Annotated in this window: 11 protein-coding genes; all 11 read left to right on the plus strand. The window is 43.9% G+C overall.

Features of this window, described 5'->3' with window-relative positions:
• The first annotated feature begins 132 nt into the window (after positions 1–132).
• The 11 genes from HQN88_RS19535 to HQN88_RS19585 all read left to right on the plus strand — a co-directional run bounded on the left by HQN88_RS19535 (position 133) and on the right by HQN88_RS19585 (position 20,320).
• Entirely contained in the window at positions 133–1,887 is a 1,755-nt protein-coding gene (locus HQN88_RS19535) for a cache domain-containing sensor histidine kinase (RefSeq protein ID WP_173115604.1), read from the plus strand.
• Positions 1,880–3,439, plus strand: a complete 1,560-nt coding sequence (locus HQN88_RS19540) for a response regulator transcription factor (RefSeq protein WP_173115606.1) — start codon at positions 1,880–1,882, stop codon at positions 3,437–3,439. Before HQN88_RS19535 ends, HQN88_RS19540 begins: the two co-directional genes overlap by 8 nt.
• Before the next feature lie 190 nt (positions 3,440–3,629).
• The gene (locus tag HQN88_RS19545) at positions 3,630–4,982 is read left to right on the plus strand and encodes an ABC transporter substrate-binding protein (RefSeq protein WP_173115608.1); all 1,353 of its coding nucleotides are present in this window, start codon (positions 3,630–3,632) and stop codon (positions 4,980–4,982) included.
• A 239-nt stretch (positions 4,983–5,221) separates the two neighbouring features.
• The gene (locus HQN88_RS19550) at positions 5,222–6,127 is read left to right on the plus strand and encodes a carbohydrate ABC transporter permease (protein ID WP_173115610.1); all 906 of its coding nucleotides are present in this window, start codon (positions 5,222–5,224) and stop codon (positions 6,125–6,127) included.
• A 1-nt stretch (position 6,128) separates the two neighbouring features.
• Complete coding sequence (locus HQN88_RS19555) at positions 6,129–6,977, plus strand: carbohydrate ABC transporter permease (protein WP_173115612.1); 849 nt, start codon at positions 6,129–6,131, stop codon at positions 6,975–6,977.
• Between the two features lie 26 nt (positions 6,978–7,003).
• Positions 7,004–9,307 (plus strand): glycoside hydrolase family 2 TIM barrel-domain containing protein, encoded by a 2,304-nt coding sequence (locus HQN88_RS19560; RefSeq protein ID WP_173115614.1) that lies wholly within the window; start codon positions 7,004–7,006, stop codon positions 9,305–9,307.
• A 344-nt stretch (positions 9,308–9,651) separates the two neighbouring features.
• Entirely contained in the window at positions 9,652–10,587 is a 936-nt protein-coding gene (locus HQN88_RS19565; protein WP_173115616.1) for an ABC transporter permease, read from the plus strand.
• A gap of 13 nt (positions 10,588–10,600) precedes the next feature.
• Positions 10,601–11,461, plus strand: coding sequence for a carbohydrate ABC transporter permease (locus HQN88_RS19570; protein WP_173115618.1), 861 nt, complete (start codon positions 10,601–10,603; stop codon positions 11,459–11,461).
• Between the two features lie 53 nt (positions 11,462–11,514).
• Positions 11,515–13,050 carry a type 2 periplasmic-binding domain-containing protein gene (locus tag HQN88_RS19575; protein WP_173115620.1) on the plus strand — a complete coding sequence of 512 codons (1,536 nt, stop codon included), beginning with the start codon at positions 11,515–11,517 and terminating at the stop codon, positions 13,048–13,050.
• 121 nt (positions 13,051–13,171) lie between these two features.
• The gene (locus HQN88_RS19580; protein ID WP_173115622.1) at positions 13,172–17,878 is read left to right on the plus strand and encodes an Ig-like domain-containing protein; all 4,707 of its coding nucleotides are present in this window, start codon (positions 13,172–13,174) and stop codon (positions 17,876–17,878) included.
• Between the two features lie 189 nt (positions 17,879–18,067).
• The gene (locus HQN88_RS19585; protein ID WP_173115624.1) at positions 18,068–20,320 is read left to right on the plus strand and encodes a helix-turn-helix transcriptional regulator; all 2,253 of its coding nucleotides are present in this window, start codon (positions 18,068–18,070) and stop codon (positions 20,318–20,320) included.
• Positions 20,321–20,337 lie beyond the last annotated feature (17 nt).

The raw sequence follows: 20,337 nt of genomic DNA on the forward strand, positions 1-20,337 counted from the left end.
AGAAGTCTGAAAAGTATATAATTTAACACGAATTTTTTTATGGGCATGGCACTCAGAATAGGATAATCTAGAAAGAGGCACTGACGAAGCGGTCAGTGCCTCTTTCTACTATTCCTTGAAGGAGTTGACACCTTGTTTAACGACCGATTTCGCCGTATATCCTTCAAGGATATGAAGATCAAACATAAGCTGATGGGCGTCATGATGTTGTTGATTATAATATTTTGCGTTGTCGTCATTGCTTGTCTGCAATTCATTTTTCATGCTTATGATGAAATGCTATATGGGCAATCTGCTCAAACCATTAATAATTCGATTGGTGATATCGAGAATGAAATTAGCAATATTGAAAAGCTGTCACTGACAATCGCTGCTGATACGCGGATTCAAGAACAACTTTCCAAAGTAAAGGAAATGACCAATGAATATGACAGGGCGCTGGCATTAACAGAATTCAAGAATAAAATATTTGTCTATATGTTGACTGAAAAGCATATTTCATCCATCCAATTTATGAATGATTCCGGGTATAGTTTGTTGGTTGGTCAGAGTGCACAGATGCCAGATGAAAGTAAGAAAGAAGAAGTTTTCATTAAAGCGAGGCATGCCAAGGGAGGCAACGTGTGGGTTGAACCCGATGCCACGCATCCGTACTTACTAGCTGCTAGAGAGATACGTTCGACAGGAGCAGATTTATTGGAGCCGCTAGGTACACTATTATTTCAGGTGAATTTGGACTCTGTTGTGCAGCAACATCAAACTGTCACCAAAGAAAGTGGATTGCTTTACATCTGGAAAGACAATCAGCCCATTTATACGCATGATCAGGGTTTTGAGCCTCCAGCCGATATTCGCGAGTCCAAACAAGGCTTTACCATACAAAAGATAGATGGGATGAGCTCTTTCATCGCCTATACGACTTCTCGTGAAACGGGATGGACCTATTACAGTGTCTTATCCTATAACGATATATTTAAGAAGAAAAATGATTTGCGCTTTGCTCTTCTTGTGGTCGTAATACTCTTATTTATAACTGTCATTGCGATTAGTTACCGATTTGCAAGAGGGATCACGAAACCAATTGAACTCTTGACGCAGCAGATGAGGTACGCCGAGAAAGGTGATTTTGGATTGATTGTTACCAATTCTCGGGAATTCGACCGATCCGATGAAGTCGGCTATTTGCAGAAAAGGTTTTTCATTATGATTCAGAGAATCGACGCGCTGATCGAAGAGAATTATACTCGGCAACTGATGTTGAAGGATACGGAATATAGGGCATTACAAGCGCAAATTAATCCTCATTTCTTGTACAACACACTGACCTCAATTAATTGGATGGCAAGGGTAAGCGGGCAAGCAGCTATATCCAGTATGGTAGAAGCTCTGAGCAGACTGCTACGGAACGCTATCAGCAATAATGTACAAGACATTTCCATTGGTGAGGAGATCGGACTGCTTCAAGATTATATGAGTATTCAAAAGGTGAGATTTGAGAGTGAACTGCACTTTGTTCTCGATATCGATGAAAGATTCAACGGGTACCGAATTCCGAAAATGTCCGTACAACCAATTGTCGAGAATGCGATTAAGCACGGCTTGGAAAATATGTTGGGAGATTGCACGATCACTGTTGCTACCGTTGAAAGGGATGAATGGATCGAGATATCCGTTACGGATAACGGACCGGGTATGGACGAGACAGCGCTGGAACAATTGAAAAAATTCGAAATTCCATCTAAGGGAACCGGAATTGGGCTTAAAAATATCCATGAGCGCTTGCGGCTTATGTTCGGGGAATCGGCTGGACTATATTTCAATAGTAAAGCGGGGAAGGGTACTCAGGTTACGATTAAACTTCCGAAGGAGAGTGAGTCAGTTGTATAAGGTTTTATTGGTCGACGACGAGAAGTTATCCAGAGACAGTATTGCTGCTCTGATTAATTGGAAAGAACATGGCTTACATTTGATTGGAGCTGCCAAGAATGGGTTCGAAGCCTTAGATTGGGTGGATAAGGAGATGCCGGATATCGTGATCACTGACATCAAAATGCCTGTCATGAATGGTCTTGAACTCATTGGAAAGATTAAGGAAAAGAGAAGCGATACAGTGTTTGTCGTGCTTTCTGGTTATGACGAGTACGATTATATGAGCGAAGCTATGCGTTACGGCATCAAGCATTACCTGCTTAAACCGTGTAATGAGCTGCAGATTATGGATGTTTTGAACGAAATCAAAATAGAAATTGCTAATGTGAGCAAGGAACGCGAGTTCTTCACAAAGCTGAACAATAATTTTTATCGGGTGCTGCCTCATGTCAAGGAACAGTTTCTTAGAGATATTGCACTAACAGGCACCTATAACCAGCAGGATTTCGAAGAATTCATGGCCATGTTTCATATCCATGCGCAGTCGTTTCAGCTCGTTCTTGTCCAATTAGGCGAGAGTCGTGGCTATCTGGAGAAGTTCGCGTTGAAAAATATTGCCGAAGATTTGTTCACCACTGAGAAGCTTTATCTAAGTACGGTTGTTGAGGACAGTGTACTGCTTTTAATACAAAATATGGCGTTTGAGAAGCTGACAACGATTTTAAATGAAGTCAGGGATATCTATAAGTCCTACTACCGATTAGAACTTTTTATGGGCGTAAGCGGAGCCGGAGGCTTTAAGGACATTCGCAGTATGTACAAAGAGGTACATGACGTACTTCGGTATCGTTTCTATTTTACAGAAGGATGCATGCTTACGCGTGATGATGTCCAGGTTACGACAAAGGTCGGTTGGCAGGTGGATTTCAATGCATCCTTTGAAGCTATTGCTTCGTCTGTAAAGGCGGGGGATGTGAAGGATGTCACGCAGCGACTTCAGTCGCTCTTCGACATTTTTGAGAAACATCGCATGGAGATCAATGAGGTTAAATCACACTGTATGGAATTATACATGATCGTTATTCGCCAGGGACAGATGGCTCCTTCCGCAGATAAAATGTTTCAAGTCGTCAGATTTCAAGAATTAGATACGTTGCATGCGTCGTTTGAGTTTCTTCATTCGGTATCAGAAGAAGTGGCTATATCCAATTATCAGGAGTCGTCTACGAATCAGAACCAGATGATCTCGTCTGTCCTTCGCATAATTGATGAACATCTCAGCAATCCGGAGCTATCTCTAACGTGGATTGGGAAAGAACTTCTCTATATGAACGTAGATTATTTGGGCAGACTTTTTTCCAAAGAAACCGGGGTTAAATTTTCGCAATACGTCCTCGAACGCAGAATGGAGCAGGCGATCCGTTTAATTGAGCAAGCAGGTGACTTGAAAATATATGAAATATCCAAATTAACCGGCTTTCGAGAAGATACGCAATATTTTAGTAAAGTGTTTAAAAAATATACGGGATACACGCCTTCCGAATTTAAAAGGAATTTCGATGAAGGATGACGCATGTAGCTTAATGTGTGAAAAGTCGATTTTTTGCATAGAGGTCATCGAGTTATTGCATTGTTCCCTTAGCTTCACAGAGGTACGATGATAGCAAGACGAGTGGTATTCTCAGGGCCCGAAAATAGCCATTGGTTATCGATCACATAGTTTCCCACAGGAATGTATATGACAGGAGGGTTTAATTGAGATGAAATATAAAGCGATTACACCGATAGTGGCAAGTTTAGCTGTAACGATGGCTCTTGCAGGTTGCTCCAGCGGAACGAAGGATGCAAGTACAGCAGGTACTGCAGCATCAACAGCAGCAACATCGAACACGCCAAGCCAAACCGCAAGTGCGAAAGACAGCACATTGCGAGTGTTATGGTGGGGATCGCAGCCAAGACACGATGCAACCAATAAAGTAATTGATATGTATAAGAAGGACCATTCGAATGTGTCTTTTCAACCTGAATTCCAGGGATTTGATGGTTATTGGCAGAAAGTTACCCTACAAGCTGCGACCAACAATATGCCCGACGTGCTGCAATACTATGTAGGCTCCGCTGATACCCAGCAGTTTATGGACAAAAATTTAATTGCACCCCTAGATGATCTGGTGGCGAAGAAGCTTATCGATATCAGTGATATCAGCGAGAGTGCATTATCTAGCGGTAAACTCGGAGGTAAGTTGTATGGCATACCGCTTGGTGTAAATGCCAAGGCCATGGTAGTAGATCCTGAGGCTTATCAGAAAGCAGGCTTAACGATTCCGGTGAATGGCTATGCGACATGGGAAGATCTCGGGAAGGACTTGGTCAAGTTGAAGGCGGTTACAGGTTCATACGGCGCTGACGATCTTCTTGGTGAAAACTTCATGTTCCCCTATTATGCTAGGCAGATGGGACAGGTTCAATACGCTGATAAAACGGGGATTGGTTTTGATGAGAAGACCTATGTAGACTTTTACACGATGAAAAAGAATTGGAGCAAAGACGGCTTAATTCCGCCGATTGATGTATTCCTTTCGATCAAATCGCCTGAAGAATCCAATATCGCAAAGAAGAAATCAGCGATCAATGTCATCTATACCAATCAGTTTGAGAGCATATCCAAGGCGGCTGGCAAGGAGTTACAACTGATTCCTCTTCCAGGACCTAACGCAATAAAAGCAATGGATTTGCGCCCAGGCAATCATTTTTCAATTCCGAGCAATTCTACCAATAAAGAAGAAGCGGCAAAATTCATCAGTTACTTCGTTAACAATGTAGATGCGAATAAAGTGCTTAATGCGGAGCGAGGTATGCCGGTAGCCGGAAAAGTAAGGGAAGGTATTAAAGATGGTTTTACACCAGCGCAAAAAGTAGCTGCTGCCTACATCGATCAGGTTGCCAAAGCAAGCTCTCCGATGGATCCCCAACCTCCTGCTGGCTCAACGGAGATTGAGAAGCTCATGCTGGATTTGGAACAGCAAATCCTGTATAACAAAACAACGCCCGAGCAAGCCTATGCGACGTTGAAGAGTGAATCCCTTAAAATTTTGGATAAGAATAAAAAATAATAAATGGGTTGTGCGGAGGGTGTGATGATGAATCATACCCTTCTTTTTGTGTTCCGCCAAGCGTTCCTTGAGGTACTGAGCAGAACCGAATATCTCGACTTTTTGCATAGAGGTCATCGAGTTATTTCATTGTTCCCAAAGCCTTGCAGAGGTACGATGATATCAGGACGATTGATATTCCTAGGGCCCGGAATAGCCATTGCTAGTCGACAAGTTAGTAGCAGAAGAGGTGACGAGAAGTGAGAAAAACAGCTGTGCGCTCGGATTTTGAGAACGCGGCAGGCTATCTATTTATTCTGCCGTGGATTATCGGATTTTTAGCTTTTACCCTAGTTCCTTTGCTATGTTTGATTTACTTTTCGTTTACGAAATATGACTTATTATCCTCACCCAAGTGGTTGGGCTTAGACAATTATGTTGCCATTTTAACGAATGACCCTAAATTTATTCAGTCCTTAAAAGTTACTTTTATTTATGTCCTTATTGCCATTCCCGCTCGTCTGCTCATAGCACTCGGGATAGCCATGCTGCTTAACACAAAGCATCGCCTAATTGGGGTTTATCGCACCGTGTTCTATATTCCTTCTATTATCGGTGGGAGTGTTGCTGTTGCCGTCATGTGGCGTTTGCTGTTCTCTCGAGAAGGTGCCGTTAACTCATTGATCGGTTATCTAACCGGTAAGAGCCCTGATATTTCTTGGGTGGGGGACCCGAGTACCGCATTAGGTTCCATTATACTGCTCAGCATGTGGCAATTTGGTTCCCCCATGGTTATTTTTCTCGCTGGCTTAAAAAACATTCCGGCTTCGTACTATGAGGCTGCAGTTGTGGATGGTGCAAATGGCTGGCAAAGATTTATCCGTATCACCTTGCCATTACTCAGTCCTGTTCTTTTCTTTAATTTAGTCATGCAAATCATTGGCGGTTTTATGACGTTTACACAAGGCTTGATTATCACGGGCGGAGGCCCATTGGATAAAACGTTGTTCTACCAACTGTATGTATACCGGAGAGGTTTTGAATTATTTGAAATGGGTTACGCTGCAGCCTTGTCTTGTATTCTGCTGGTGATTGTGGCAATCTTGACAGCCATCGTGTTTAAAACGTCAAATTCGTGGGTTCATTATGAATCAAAGGGTGAATGAAATGACATCAACTTGGAAATCGTTACTGCCAAAGATAAGCTTCCAGATCTTGTGCGTGCTCATTGCTGTACTCTCGTTGTATCCCGTTATATGGATGATAGCGAGCTCTTTTAAGGAAAGTGCGAGAGTTTTTGCAGAATCGCATTCCCTGATGCCGCAAGTCTGGAACTTCACGAACTATGCACGCGGATGGAAGGGATTTGCGGGGATTTCATTCGCCACCTTTTTCACTAATACGCTCGTTATTGTCTTACTGTCTACTCTAGGCGCTTTGTTATCTTGTTCACTAATTGCCTATGGCTTTGCCAGAATCAAATTCCGCTTGAAAGGGTTCTGGTTTGCAACTGTGATGGTAACGATGCTGCTGCCGTCGCAAATTGTTCTAATACCTCAGTATATCATTTTTTATAAAATACATTGGATCAACACGATTCTTCCGCTCGTTGTACCTTCCTTTTTCGGAAGCGCGTTCTTTATTTTTCTGATCATGCAATTTATCAGAACCATTCCGTATGAACTGGATGAGTCGGCGAAAATGGATGGCTGCAATCGATTTGGCATATATCTCAAAATCATTGTTCCCTTAATTGTGCCTGCGCTTGTGACATCGGCGATCTTTGAATTTTACTGGACCTGGGATAAGTTCTATGAGGCAATGATCTATTTAGGAAAACCAAAGATGTACACCGTAAGTGTAGCGCTGCGGATGTTTGCAGATCCAAGTTCGCAGACGGATTGGTCAGCGATGTTCGCGATGGCTAGTTTATCGTTGCTTCCCCCTGTCATCGTGTTCTTTATTTTTCAACGATATATTGTGGACGGTATAAGCACGACAGGACTAAAAGGTTGATTTGATAATGAAAGGAAGAATAGAACATGACACGCGTGGAAACAAACTTAATGACGGGTTGGGAATTTACATTACAAGAGCCTAATGATCACAACTTTAAGCCAATTCATTTACCTCATGACTGGGCCATTCATGCTCCGATCAATCGAACAATGGTACAGGGAGAAGCGCAAGGATTTAGGGACCGTTGGGGGATTGGTTGGTATAGACGACATATTGCTTTGAAAGAGTTGAGGGAAGGTTATGTTTACCAGCTGCAGTTTGACGGCGTATATGAAAACAGTACGGTATGGGTCAACGGGAATGAAGCCGGTGGACAAAAATATGGCTATTCGAGGTTTACGCTGGATATTACGGACCATATCCATGAAGGAGATAATGTGATTCTGGTTAAAGTGGATAACACGTCGTTTCCCGCAGATCGATGGTATTCGGGGGCGGGTATTTACAGAACCGTTAAGGTGCTTGAATTAAATGAGAATCACCTTAAACCGGAAGAAATCCAAGTAAAGACGGAAATTCATGGGGATGTAGGCATTGTGACCATTGCGACAGGAGTCACATCCTTAGTAAAAGCGGTTATTTCTGATGAAAGTTCGCGCATTGTAGGTGAGTCGGACAATGGCCTAATTAAAGTCGAAATACCAAATGTAAAGCTGTGGAGCCCTGATCAGCCGCATTTGTATCAGTTGGATTTATCGCTATTTGAAGGGGATAGCCTCTTAGATACTTATGAATTGCGAATAGGCGTCCGCGAAATCGAACTGATTGCCGACAAAGGGATGTTCATTAATGGCAATTTGACTAAGATCAAGGGATTATGCATCCACCAAGATGCAAGCTGTCTCGGGATTGCTGTACCTCCAGAAATTTGGAGAGAGCGGTTTGTCAAATTCAAAGCGATGGGATGCAATGCCATTCGTACAGCTCACCACATGCCTGCATCGGAAATTTTGGATCTGTGTGATGAACTAGGACTGCTCGTTTATGAAGAGCCATTCGATAAATGGACCGGAGGTTCCTACCGAAGATATTTTGAGACAGAATGGAAAAATGACCTAACCTGTATGGTAAAAAGGGATCGAAACCATCCATCCATCTTTATATGGGGAGTAGGGAACGAGGTGGAGAATCAAGGGCAAGCGTCCATGATCGCAATTTTGAAAATGTTGAAAGAACATCTGTTAACTCTCGATGATACTAGACCCGTATCCTATGCCATGAATCCGCATTTTAAATATGAAAGTAATGTCGATCTCTCTCAAGTGAAGGATATTCAACAATTTGTCGATGAAGTAAGTGATACCGAAATTTATAACCTAGAAGATCGTATTGAGCGTATCCGAAGGATTGCCGAGCATGTAGATGTGCTTAGCTGCAATTATCAAGAGCAATGGTACCCTGCCATTCATGCGGCCATGCCGGATAAATTAATTTTGGGATCAGAGACGTACCAATTTTTCAGAGGTCATCCGGATCAAATGCAAAATTTTAGTGATGAAGTCCCTTGGATGGACGTCGAGAACCACGATTATGTCATAGGCGGCATGCTGTGGACAGGCATTGATTATCTAGGTGAATCGATGGGGTATCCAGCCAAAGGATGGGCGGGCTCTTTATTTTCGACAAACAATGAACGTAAGCCGCTCTCTTATCTTTATGAAAGTTATTGGTCTGAGAAACCGATGGTCTATTTGGCCGTCATGGATTATTCGTTGCAGGATGAGGGAGCGAAACAACATTGGGATACCCCGCGATATGCGAGCCATTGGAATTTCCCTCAGTTTAACAAAACGGTTATTCCATATATGATTGCTTCGAATTGTGATGAAGTGACCTTAGAATTAAATGGGAAACAATTTTATGTGGAAAAACCATCTGCGTATCCAAATAGAATGATAACAGGGTATCTTCCTTATTTACCTGGGACAATTACTGTAAGGGGATTTCATGATGGGGAAGAAACGTGTCAATATACACTAACAACAGCAGGGCCAACTGTAAAACTTGCCTTTGAAACGGATGATTTGAGATTGGAAGCCAAGGAAGGTTATCAGCAACTATTCACCGTTCGAGCCAAAGATAAGGAAGGAAATCCTGTGTTTCGTGAAAGTTCAAAAGTCACTTTCAAGATTACCGGGCCGGCCGAAATCGTTGGCGTAGATAATGGTGATTTATGTTCAAGTGAGACTTATGACAATCATTGGATACATATGTACCGAGGCTGTGTCAGTACGATCATTCGATTAACGGGAGAAAAGGGGCGTGTTGTATTATCGGCGTTCTCTGAAGGAATGTTTGCGGCAGATCTTGTTATCGATGTTGTGTAACAGTGCTTTATATGTTAAAAGAGGCAGGCTCATGCTGCCTCTTTATTTATGTCCCGAAGAGTTAATTCAGCGGTAGTCATTGGGGAGCAACTCATTCTTACTTATTTGTTTGGCTGGCTTCCGTTATCCCCTTCTATGAAACCGTCCTGATCTAGGACGGTTTTTTGCGTTATTTGTAGCGAAAGAGATGTGCAGATCTTCAACTGATTAGCAGATCTAACGATGGGCTTGAGCAAGGTTAACTTTAAGAAAAACGAGTCATATTCAGCGCTGTGAGAGCTTGCTATGATCAAAACGTGATATCAGGGGTTCACGTCGGAGACAAGAAAGGAGGGGAAATCAGGATGGTCAACGAACTCAAAGATGGCGGCCGTGGGCTGAGCTTTTTCAAACGAATCAACAAAGGGAAATATGTGCTTCTGATGTTTTTGCCTTGTTTGGTGTATTATATTTTGTTTCAATACGCCCCCATGCTTGGAATCGTCATAAGCTTCAAAAACTACAACTTAGTGAAAGGGATTTGGTCAAGTGAGTGGGTGGGACTGAAATATTACGTGATGTTTCTTCAGGACCCCGGCTCTTTAAAGTTAATTAAGAATACCTTCTTACTAGGATTCTATGCTTTGCTGTTTGGTTTTGCGCCGCCAATTCTACTTGCATTGCTGCTCAATGAAGTGAAGAATGCACTGTTCAAACGGTTTGTCCAAACCGTCAGCTATTTACCGCATTTTATATCCAATGTCGTTGTCGTAGGAATGATTGTTACGTTTCTCTCGCCTTCGGGTGGTTTGATCAACGATATCATCCAATCGCTAGGCTTTCAACCGATCAATTTTATGATGGAGCCTGGATTGTTTCGTACTATTTATGTAACATCCGGCGTATGGCAAAGCTTTGGCTGGGGGTCCATTATTTATCTTGCCGCCCTATCGGAGATTGACCCAACGTTATACGAAGCGGCAGAGATGGACGGGGCTTCCCGATGGAGGAAAATGTGGCACGTCACTTTACCGGGCATTGCGCCTGCCATTGTCACTTTACTTATCCTGAGCGTGGGTAATATTACGCAAGTCGGTTTTGAGAAAGTGTTCCTGCTTACGAACCCAATCAACGTGAGAACAGCGGACATTCTAAGTACCAACGTGTATAAAATGGGGCTTATCGGAGGGCAATACAGCTATGCTTCTGCGGTTGGATTGTTTGCTTCCATCATCAGTTTAGTTTTTCTCATAGGTACGAATTACATGAGTCGCAAAATTACGCAAACTAGCCTATGGTAGAAGGGACATCGTTATGAAGCAAAGAATCACGGTATTTTCCATTTTTAATCTCATGCTCATGCTTGGGGTGGTTGTGGTAACCCTCTATCCCTTTCTTTACATGTTGGCGGTTTCCTTAAGTGATAGTACGTATGTGATGAAAGGAAGCGTTACTTGGTACCCTAAAGGGTTAAATTTGGCTATGTATGAGCTGGTTTTGAAGGACCCTCGCATTATGAAGGGATTTCTCAATACGTTTGCATACACGGTACTGGGAACACTCATCTCCTTAACCATAACAGCCTTCGGGGCTTATGCCATCACCAAAAAAGAGATGATGTTTGCAAAAGGCTTTACACTCATGGTTGTCATTACGCTATTCTTTAGTGGGGGCATGATTCCGACATTTCTTGTCGTCAAATCGTATGGTCTCATGGATACCATCTGGGCGATGGTGCTCCCGAATGCGGTGAACTCATGGAATCTGTTAGTGATGACCTCATTCTTCCGAGGTATACCGAAGGAAATAGAAGAGTCGGGTAAAATGGACGGCCTAAACGACATTGCGATCGCCATACGTATCGTATTCCCAATGTCAAAAGCTGTTTTTACGGCGATAGGATTATTCACAGCTGTAGGCTTGTGGAACGATTTCTTTACTCCGCTGTTATACCTCAGGGACGTTAATTTATTTCCGCTATCTGTTGTATTACGCAATATTATGCTTGCTGGACAGATGGCAACTGAAGCAACCAGCGCTCAGGGCGATGCCATAGTCACGGAGTCGCTGAAATACGCGGTTCTTATGGTAGCAACGCTGCCGATTTTGTTACTGTATCCCTTTTTGCAGAAGTATTTCGATAAAGGGGTTTTGGTGGGGTCTATTAAAGGATAAGCATCATCAAAACGCTAGTTACAGATCAATTATGAAAAAAGGGGAAGTTGTGAATGAGAAAAGTTGGGTTAGTAGCACTTCATATGGCCGTGGTCCTTACCGTTCTTGCAGGTTGTACAACAAAAACAGCCACACAGAGTCCGTCTCCGAACAGCAGCGGGAGTCCGGGAAGTACAGCAGCCGCAAGTCCAGCTGTGACGAAGAATACGTTCACTGCACTGCTTGAAACGAATGCAAGTTGGCCGTACAACAAAGATTGGCCGATCTGGAAATACATTGAGGAGAAGACCGGAGCAACTTGGAATGTTCAGCTTCCCTCTGGAAATTTGCAAGATACGACGACGCTCAATGTTGCTTCCGGATCTGTGCCGGATCTGACGTTCGGCTATACGCCGATGGCCAACACCTATGGCATTCAAGGGGTATTTGCCAATATTCTTGACTACACGGATATCATGCCTAATTTTAAAAAATGGATGGAAAAATATCCGACTTATGTGAAAGCTTCCTTGGCGTCAGACGGGAAAATGTACGTTTTTCCTAATGAAGGTTACGGAAAGGCCAATGGGATGAGCTGGTTGTACCGTCAAGATATTTTCCGGAAAAATAATCTGAAGACGCCGGCTACTTTTGATGAATTTTATCAAACAATAAAGCAACTCAAGCAAATTTATCCCGATTCCACGCCTTTTGTTTTCCGGAATGGCTTAAATATTCTTAGTAATATGGCGCCTTCTTTTGATACGAACGGCGGTTATTATCTGGACAAGAAAACGAATAAAGTGAAGTTTGGTCCTATTGAGCCTAACTATAAGAAGATGGTGGAGTATCTGCATAAGTTTTACGTGGATGGCCTGATTCCAAAGGATTTCCTGACCGTAGATACGAAGCGTTGGCAAGATATGATTTCGACGAATAAGGGCTTTGTGACCAATGATTATATCGTGCGTATTGATTTCTTCAACACGCCAATGCGGAAGGAAAATCCAGATTCTACACTAGCCTTCATGCCGCCTGCTTCGGGCTTTGCTGGTGCGAAGCCGTTGCTGCTTAACACGCAATCTGTCGATGGTGGATTGATGGTATCGGCTAAGTCGAAGAAAATCAAAGAAATTATGAAGATGATGGATTTCTTCTACAGTGAAGAAGGTAAAACGATGGCAAGTTGGGGCAAAGAAGGCGAAACTTTTACCGTGGACAACGGGAAAAAGCAATATAAGCCGGGCTTGTTCGCCAATTCAACCGAGTTAGCCAATAAATTTGGTTTAACGACGCTGGGCACGTATACCTGGTTTGATTTTGATGCGTACAAATCGATTATTTCCCCAAGTTTGCAGTCCGCTTACGATGAGGCTGACAAGTATATGGATGTGTACAGCCCTCTGCCGAAGAACACACAACCGGAGCTCGATACATTATCCATCACCGGAAAAGCGGTAACAGATGCCTATTCCGAAAGCATTTCCAAGTTTATCGTAGGTCAACGAAGCTTGGATGAATGGGATCAATATGTGGAAGAGCTCAAAAAGCAGGGACTTCAAAAGACGATTGATGTCTATCAAGCTGCGTTTGACCGAGTTCAGAAATAACTCCATCCTGCAAAGTGGGTTGGGTATCATTTCCCGCATCTGCATCTTTGCGAACCAGCAGGGTTCTCGCTTAAAGCGGGTGCGGGTTTACTCTTTTATCTAAGTGAGGAGAGATGAATTCGTGGGAGTTAAACGAGGAAAGCATGGGTTAGTTCGACTTTCAGTACATTGTTTATTAGTTGCTATGCTAGTTGGGCTCTTTCTTCCGGCTAATCCTAGCGTACAGGCGGAAGCTAGTAACATGGTGTTGAACGCGGGTTTTGAAACGCAATTGACGAATGGAAATCCAGCCGATTGGACCATTAAGGAATATTCCGCAGGGCCTGTTGTCACGGTGAATACGGCTGTTTATCATGAGGGAACCCATGCGATCAAGATCGATGCATCGGCGGGTGGGAGAAAGAGTGTAGCTCAAAATATTTCCTCGATCACAGCAGGGCAATCTTACAATGTTTCTTCTTGGATTAAAACTGAAAATGTAGTTTCTCAAGAGGGAGCACGAATAAGAATTGGTTTTTATGATGCAGTGAATGTGCTTACGGGCTCACAAGTGTATACATTCGGTCTCACAGGCAGCAACAATTGGCAGCTTGTGAATAAAACGGTGCAGGCACCTGTCGGAACTGTCAAACTGGCAATTGAACTGATGCCAGATGTAGGTACAGGTGTAACTTGGTACGACGATGTCAGAGTGGTGCCCGTCTACCCCGTGCAGGGAATTACGTTGGACCTAACGTCGGCCCATCTTTCGATTGGGCAAACTACAGCTTTGCATGCTTCACTCACACCAGTGAATGCGACAAATCAACAAATAACGTGGAACTCTTCCAATGAGAGTGTCGCCACAGTGAACAGCGGGGGGACAGTAACAGCAATCGGTTATGGAACAGCCATAATTAAAGCTACAAGCGAGGGGGAATTTAGCGCGCAATGTTATGTATCCGTCGGGGATACAGGTGTCAGTGTGGGTCACATCACTGTGAATACGAATCGAGTCACCGCTGCCGTTACAGATACGATGAGACTGTCGGCTGTCGTATCGCCGTCAAATGCTTACGACCAGCGGGTGGCATGGACATCTTCCAATCCTGCCGTTGCGACAGTAGATAACAGCGGCCGCGTTGAAGTCGTTGGGCAAGGAACAGCAACGATAACAGTTACAACCTTAGATGGCAATCTAACTGCATCAACGATAATTAATGGTAACAGCCTGCTTCGAAACGGAAGCTTTGAAATGGTTTCGTCTGGGAATGTGCTTCCCGAAGGCTGGTCGCTGACGAATTACACATCTGGCCCTGTAGCCAGCTTGGATAGCTCGACAGTCAAGGACGGTGGAAAATCTCTCAAGATTGACGCTTCCAGTGGCGGTAGAATTAGTGTCGCTAGAGAGATTACTTCCATTACTGCTGGAAATCATTATAAATTCTCAGCGTGGATCAAGACGAACCAAGTGCAGTCCGTCGAAGGAGCACGGGTCAGGATCGGATTTTATAACAGCTCGAATGCGCCTATTGGTTCAATGATGTTTGTAGGTGGGATCAAAGGAAGCCAAGATTGGAAGCTTGTTGAGAAGATTGTTCAAGCGCCGGCAGGCGCCGTGAAGATGAGGATTGAAAACATGCCGGATACAGGCACGGGCACTACCTGGTATGACGGGGAAAGTGTCATTCCATGGGTGTATGCCGAGGGTGTTAGCGTCACCCCGGATGAGTTGACTTTGCAGGTTGGCGAGAGCAGCGTGCTGAACGCGTCGATTGCTCCGGTAAGTGCAACCAACCAGGGTGTGACATGGACAACATCGGATGGGAGTGTTGTTAGCGTAAGCAATGGTACCGTGACGGCCATACGTCAAGGCATTGCAGGTGTAACCGCGACTTCCCAAGACGGTGGCTTCCAAGCCGTAAGTGTTGTACAGGTCGGAGGAAATACCGACATTACCGTACCGGATTACACTGCAACAACAACGTTTGGCGGTTCGGTTGGCGGACAGGTGATTGCCACTGATGCGAGCAACCATTCGCTCTCGTATACAAAGCTGGGAGAGCCGGATCACGGTACGGTTCGTGTTCATAGCGATGGTACCTGGACGTATAAAGCGAATCCGGGGAACCAGACGACCGATCGCTTTTACATCGGGGTAACCGACGGCAACGGCAGCTCCACGTATGCGACAGTGACGATCAGCATACAGCCCTTGTCGACCGCATTAGCGCCATACGCTAACGTGCACCCAAGTCTTTTCCTTGATGGAACGAAAGTGAATCAACTGAAAACGGCGATTCTGCCAGGGGGAACCCATGCGGATATCTGGCAGGAAATTAAAGCGAAAGCCGATGCTTATGTGGTAACCACGCCTACAGCCTACTATGTGGATTCCTATGAGGGTGAATCGTGGCAAAGAGACACGGCGGATCATACGATCTATCTAGCCTTGGCCTATCTAATCGACGGAGATATCAAATATTTTAATGCTGCGAAATCCCATGCGCTTGCTTCCGTCAATTACCCAACGTGGGGAAGAGGTGCTCTTCAGAATACCGATCTTGCTGCGGGACATCAATTATTAAGTCTTGCTATCGTCTATGATTGGCTGTATAACGACCTGGATTTGACAACGCGCAATGCCATTAAGCAAAAGTTGGAAACGCGTGGAAACGAAATGTATCTGAAGGCGAGTGGTCAGCCTTTTGAAGGTCAGAAATATAACATCTACTGGACGGAAAGCTACTTACAGAACCATATGTGGGTGAGTCTAGGTGGACTTTCAGCGGCAGGCATTGCCCTCTACGAAACTGGCGAAAATACGCTTCCTTGGCTGACGTACACGATAGGTAAATTTGATAAAGTACTGCAAGCCTTGTCGGAGGATGGAGCTAGCCAAGAGGGTTATCCGTATTGGCAATACGGGCTTGAATACTTATTGAAATATGGCGAGCTTGCTCAGAAATTCCTAGGCATCGATATTTACACAGACAATCAGTGGCTTGAGCAGGCTTCAACTTATGCAGCTTATATGCAGTTGCCTAAGAACAGTTGGAAATCCGACGTCAATCATCTTAATTTTGGGGATGATGCCAATGTGAACTGGTATGGGCCTGATATGTCGTTAAGACTCCTAGCAGGTAAATATGGGGATGAACTTGCACAAGGACTTGCAGGCGAGATCGATCGTGCGAATATTGAATCTACGAATGTGAAATATGGCAATCTGTTGTGGTATGATCCGGCGGTAGCGGAAGGTTCGACAAGCAGCCTGCCTACCTTGCATCTCTTTGATGATCTAGGCATCGTCTCTGCGAGATCTGACTGGTCCGGAGACGAATCGGTTGTCGCTTTCAAAAGCGGTCCGTCGATCGGCCATAAAGGACTCCATATGAACAAGTCCGAAACGTTCGATAACTGGGGCGTGGATCATGCACATCCGGATGCCAATCATTTTATGATTTTTGGCAATGGGGAATGGTTAATAAGAGACGATGGGTATGCGGATAAATGGACGTCTAATCATAATACACTGTTAATCAATGGAACGGGTCAGCTAGGAGAAGGGAAAGAATTCCTCAATAACCTTCCTTTACAAAGTGTAAAATCAGAACCTACCATTGTAAAAACCGTATCCACTGCTGTTTACGATTACATGCTTGGTGAAGCGTCGCAAGCTTATGACAGCACGCTTGGTCTTCAGAAGTATAAACGTCATCTCATCTACTTGAAGCCGGATATTCTCGTGGTCGTGGATGACATCGAAGTCAATGAACCGAAAAATCTGGAGCTCCGGTTTTTCCCGGAAAGCCAAAACATTCAATCGCTTGGAGATGGCAGCTATCTGACCACCGGTGGGACGGCGAATTTAAGATATAAGGAACTGACTGGAACCAATATCACTTCCAGCGTGGACTATGTGCCTTATGTAACAGAAGAAAGCAACATGGACAGACAGGCATTTCGTTTGGTAAATACTACACAATCGCATTGGACCAATGCTGCCGCATTCTCCTGGTCCGATTCAGAGATGATCCCGAAGAGCGTCACATTGACGCAGCAAGGGGATACATGGACCTTTGAAGCAGAAGGAGCCTCCGTGTCTCTGAATCTATCAACAGATACCGTGCAAGGTGTGCAAGGATCAGGGGGAGGCCAAACAGGCAACGATGCGACATTGGATGCGATTGTTCTAAACGGTAAGTTCATTCAAGGGTTTACTTCCGGCGTATTTAACTATACCGTGCCGAAGTCTTCGAAATTGCCGCAGGCAACGGTTTCCGCTATCAAGCATGATAAGAATGCGACGGTGCAAACGACTTGGAGTGGCAACGCGACAGGAACAGCAACAATTCAAGTGACATCTGCAAACGGTATGGTCACCAACACGTATACGCTCACGGTGGAGGATTCTTCCTTGCTTACGGTTGTTGGAGGAAACAGCAATGTTGTAAGTACAGATTTTGGCGCAGCCAATGGCATCGATGACAACATGGGGAGCATCTGGTCGGGCAAATCGGATTCTACACTCGTGACATCCGACAATCCGCAAGGGTATCCTTGGCTTGGGCTGAATCTAGGTAGTGTCAAGAATGTGAATCAAGTGGATATTGCTTGGTATTTGGGCCATCAACGTCAAGCGACCTTTGATATTGAAGTATCGACTAACGGCACGGTTTGGACGAATGTTTATTCGGGCACAAGCAGCGGAACAACGGCAGCATATGAAAGCTATACATTCTCAAATGCCAGCGCAAAGTATATACGGATACTTGGACATGGTACGAATCAAGGTGTCTACACGAGTATCAAAGATGTGAATGTCTATAAGCAAACTGTCAATTAAACAGTAGCATCCATGTGTGGAATAGCCATGTTTCTCGAGGTGTTAGCGAGAAACATGGCTTTTTACCGACTTATCATGTGAAGATGGGCTAACTATGAATAGAACAGCACATTTCCTTCTAGGCTCCGCTTGTTCTACACTGATAGGTATACATGATATAATTTTGGCAACTAGAGGGGGGCGCTAGGTATGGCCAATATACGACCGTTTCCAAAGAAGGCGGGTTCACTATTTTTTAAACTACTGATCAGTTTTATCGTCATCACGCTATTGCCGGTTTCCTTTAACTTTGTTTCGTATGCCTTTTTTCGGACCAATCTGGAAGAGAAATTAATAGAGAATAACAGTGTGCTAACCGACACGACCGTCAAACATTATGAAGATCAAATCCGAACAATTAAGAATTTTACGTTTACCCAGTATTTAAAAGTTAACGCCAGCATCGTGAATTGGAACAAAGTGCGCGGGATCGATTATGTGGCGGTAACACAACTTCGCAATGAACTGCAAGGGTATTTAACGAATCCATCGCTGTATTTGTACAACATGATTTTTGTGTTAAATCGCCTCGATCTGGCGTTTGATAAAGATGGATCCGCTTCCTTACATGATATGTTCGATAAATTTTATGCCAATGACACCTATACCTACGATTTTTGGCAAGGAGAAATAAGCGGCAACAATGGGATTACCATGTATCCATCCTCGAATTTTGCACTGAAAACGATGGATATTCAAAAGTACAGTGGCAGCCTTATGCCTCTCTTATTCAGCAGCGATAATAAAAGTATTGCGATCATCGCGCTGTTAGATAATGAAAAAATGGCTGCGGAATTTTACAAGTCCGCTTCACCGGAGAATAAGCTGTTTATTTTAAATGAAAAGAAAAACATGTTGTATGCTTCAGATCATGCCGGTACAATGACCTTTCCACCGATGGATGAACAGCAAGGGCACATGAAAGTGGGGGCATCGTATCTCTTTTATCAAAAAGGGACGCTAAGCGGGTTTACCTATGTCAATGTGATTCCTACAGCTTCGATCGACTCGCAAATTTCAAAATTGAACCTCATTCTAGCTACCATTCTCATTGTTTCACTATTGTTAAGCATTGCTGCTTCTATCTTTTTCAGTATGCGGCTGAATAATCCAATTCGTAAAATCTTAGAATCCATTCGTCAGCTCAATGTCTCCAACCCACCACAAAGTCAAATTAAAGAGTTCAATGTCATTAGTGAGAAAATTAATGATCTGATCCGAACGAATCTTGTCATTCATCAAGATCTGGACCGTCAAAATTCACTGCTTAAATATTACGCGTACACGAATAAGTTTAAAAATATTCGGGGCTATGCGAAGGAGGCTAATATCCCTCCAAACATTGATAATCCCTTTATATTAATTGGTTTTCAACTCTTATTTAAATCACGGCTGAAAACAGATATGGATATTGCCCAGGACAAAGCGGCTAATTTATTCAAGGAGTTTGTCAATGCCGATTTGACGGAGGCTTTCGAGGAGTCGGTTACGTTTCAGATTGAAAACGACATTATCTTGTCTCTGATATTCATGGAGGATGATCAACGGTCACGTATCGAGGTGTTTTTACAGCGTTGGAAGCAGGTCTTCGATCTGGACCGGGAGTACTGTCTTGTATCGATCTCGGTTAGTGACAGGTACGAGGACTCCTCCAAATTTTCCGATGCGTATAATCAGATACTGCTACTATTGAAAGGACGGCGAATGGGAGACGACACGCAAATTGTTACGGAGGCTGGGCCAAAGGATCCTGTTTATTCGGATCATGAAGAGGAGCGGGTGTTCTATGCTAACCTTGAAAAGGGCAACGCAATTGAATTAATTCAAATTGTAAAACGACGCCTTCACTATCTTGTTCGAAAAGGGGCGACGCTGCGGCAGCTGCATGATTATGCAACAGAAGTAATCCGCAAAGTGAACAAAGCCTCGGGGATTTCGATTTTCGCTGAACGTTCCTTGCCTCGAACAGCTCCTTACGAGAACGTACGGGAATGCTTTACTTTGGAGCAATTGGAAATCTATTTGGAGTGGTTTCTCCAGATGGAATTAGCGGTAATTCGCAGGAAAGTGGAGGAAGCGGATCCGATCATTGATTATGCAACCGACTATATTAATACACATCTTGGGGATGATATTACCCTGGAATTAGTAGCGGATAAGCTGGGGATTACAGGGACGTATTTATCCACCTATTTTAAAAGTAAGAAAGGCGTTAACTTCAGTGATTACATCAACAACGTTCGTATGCGAAAAGCACAGGAGTTATTAGCAACGACCGATTTGAAAGTGCTCGATATTGCCTCCATGGTAGGTTATTACAGTGTAAATGCGTTTATTCGCAAGTTTAAAAAGCATACCGGAGTTCCACCAGGGGAGTATCGTAAAGTGAAAGTTGATTTGTAATAAAATTGCATGCTATG

Origin of the sequence: Paenibacillus qinlingensis, from assembly GCF_013204845.1 — a bacterium.
GTDB classification, from domain to species: Bacteria; Bacillota; Bacilli; order Paenibacillales; family NBRC-103111; genus Paenibacillus_E; species Paenibacillus_E qinlingensis.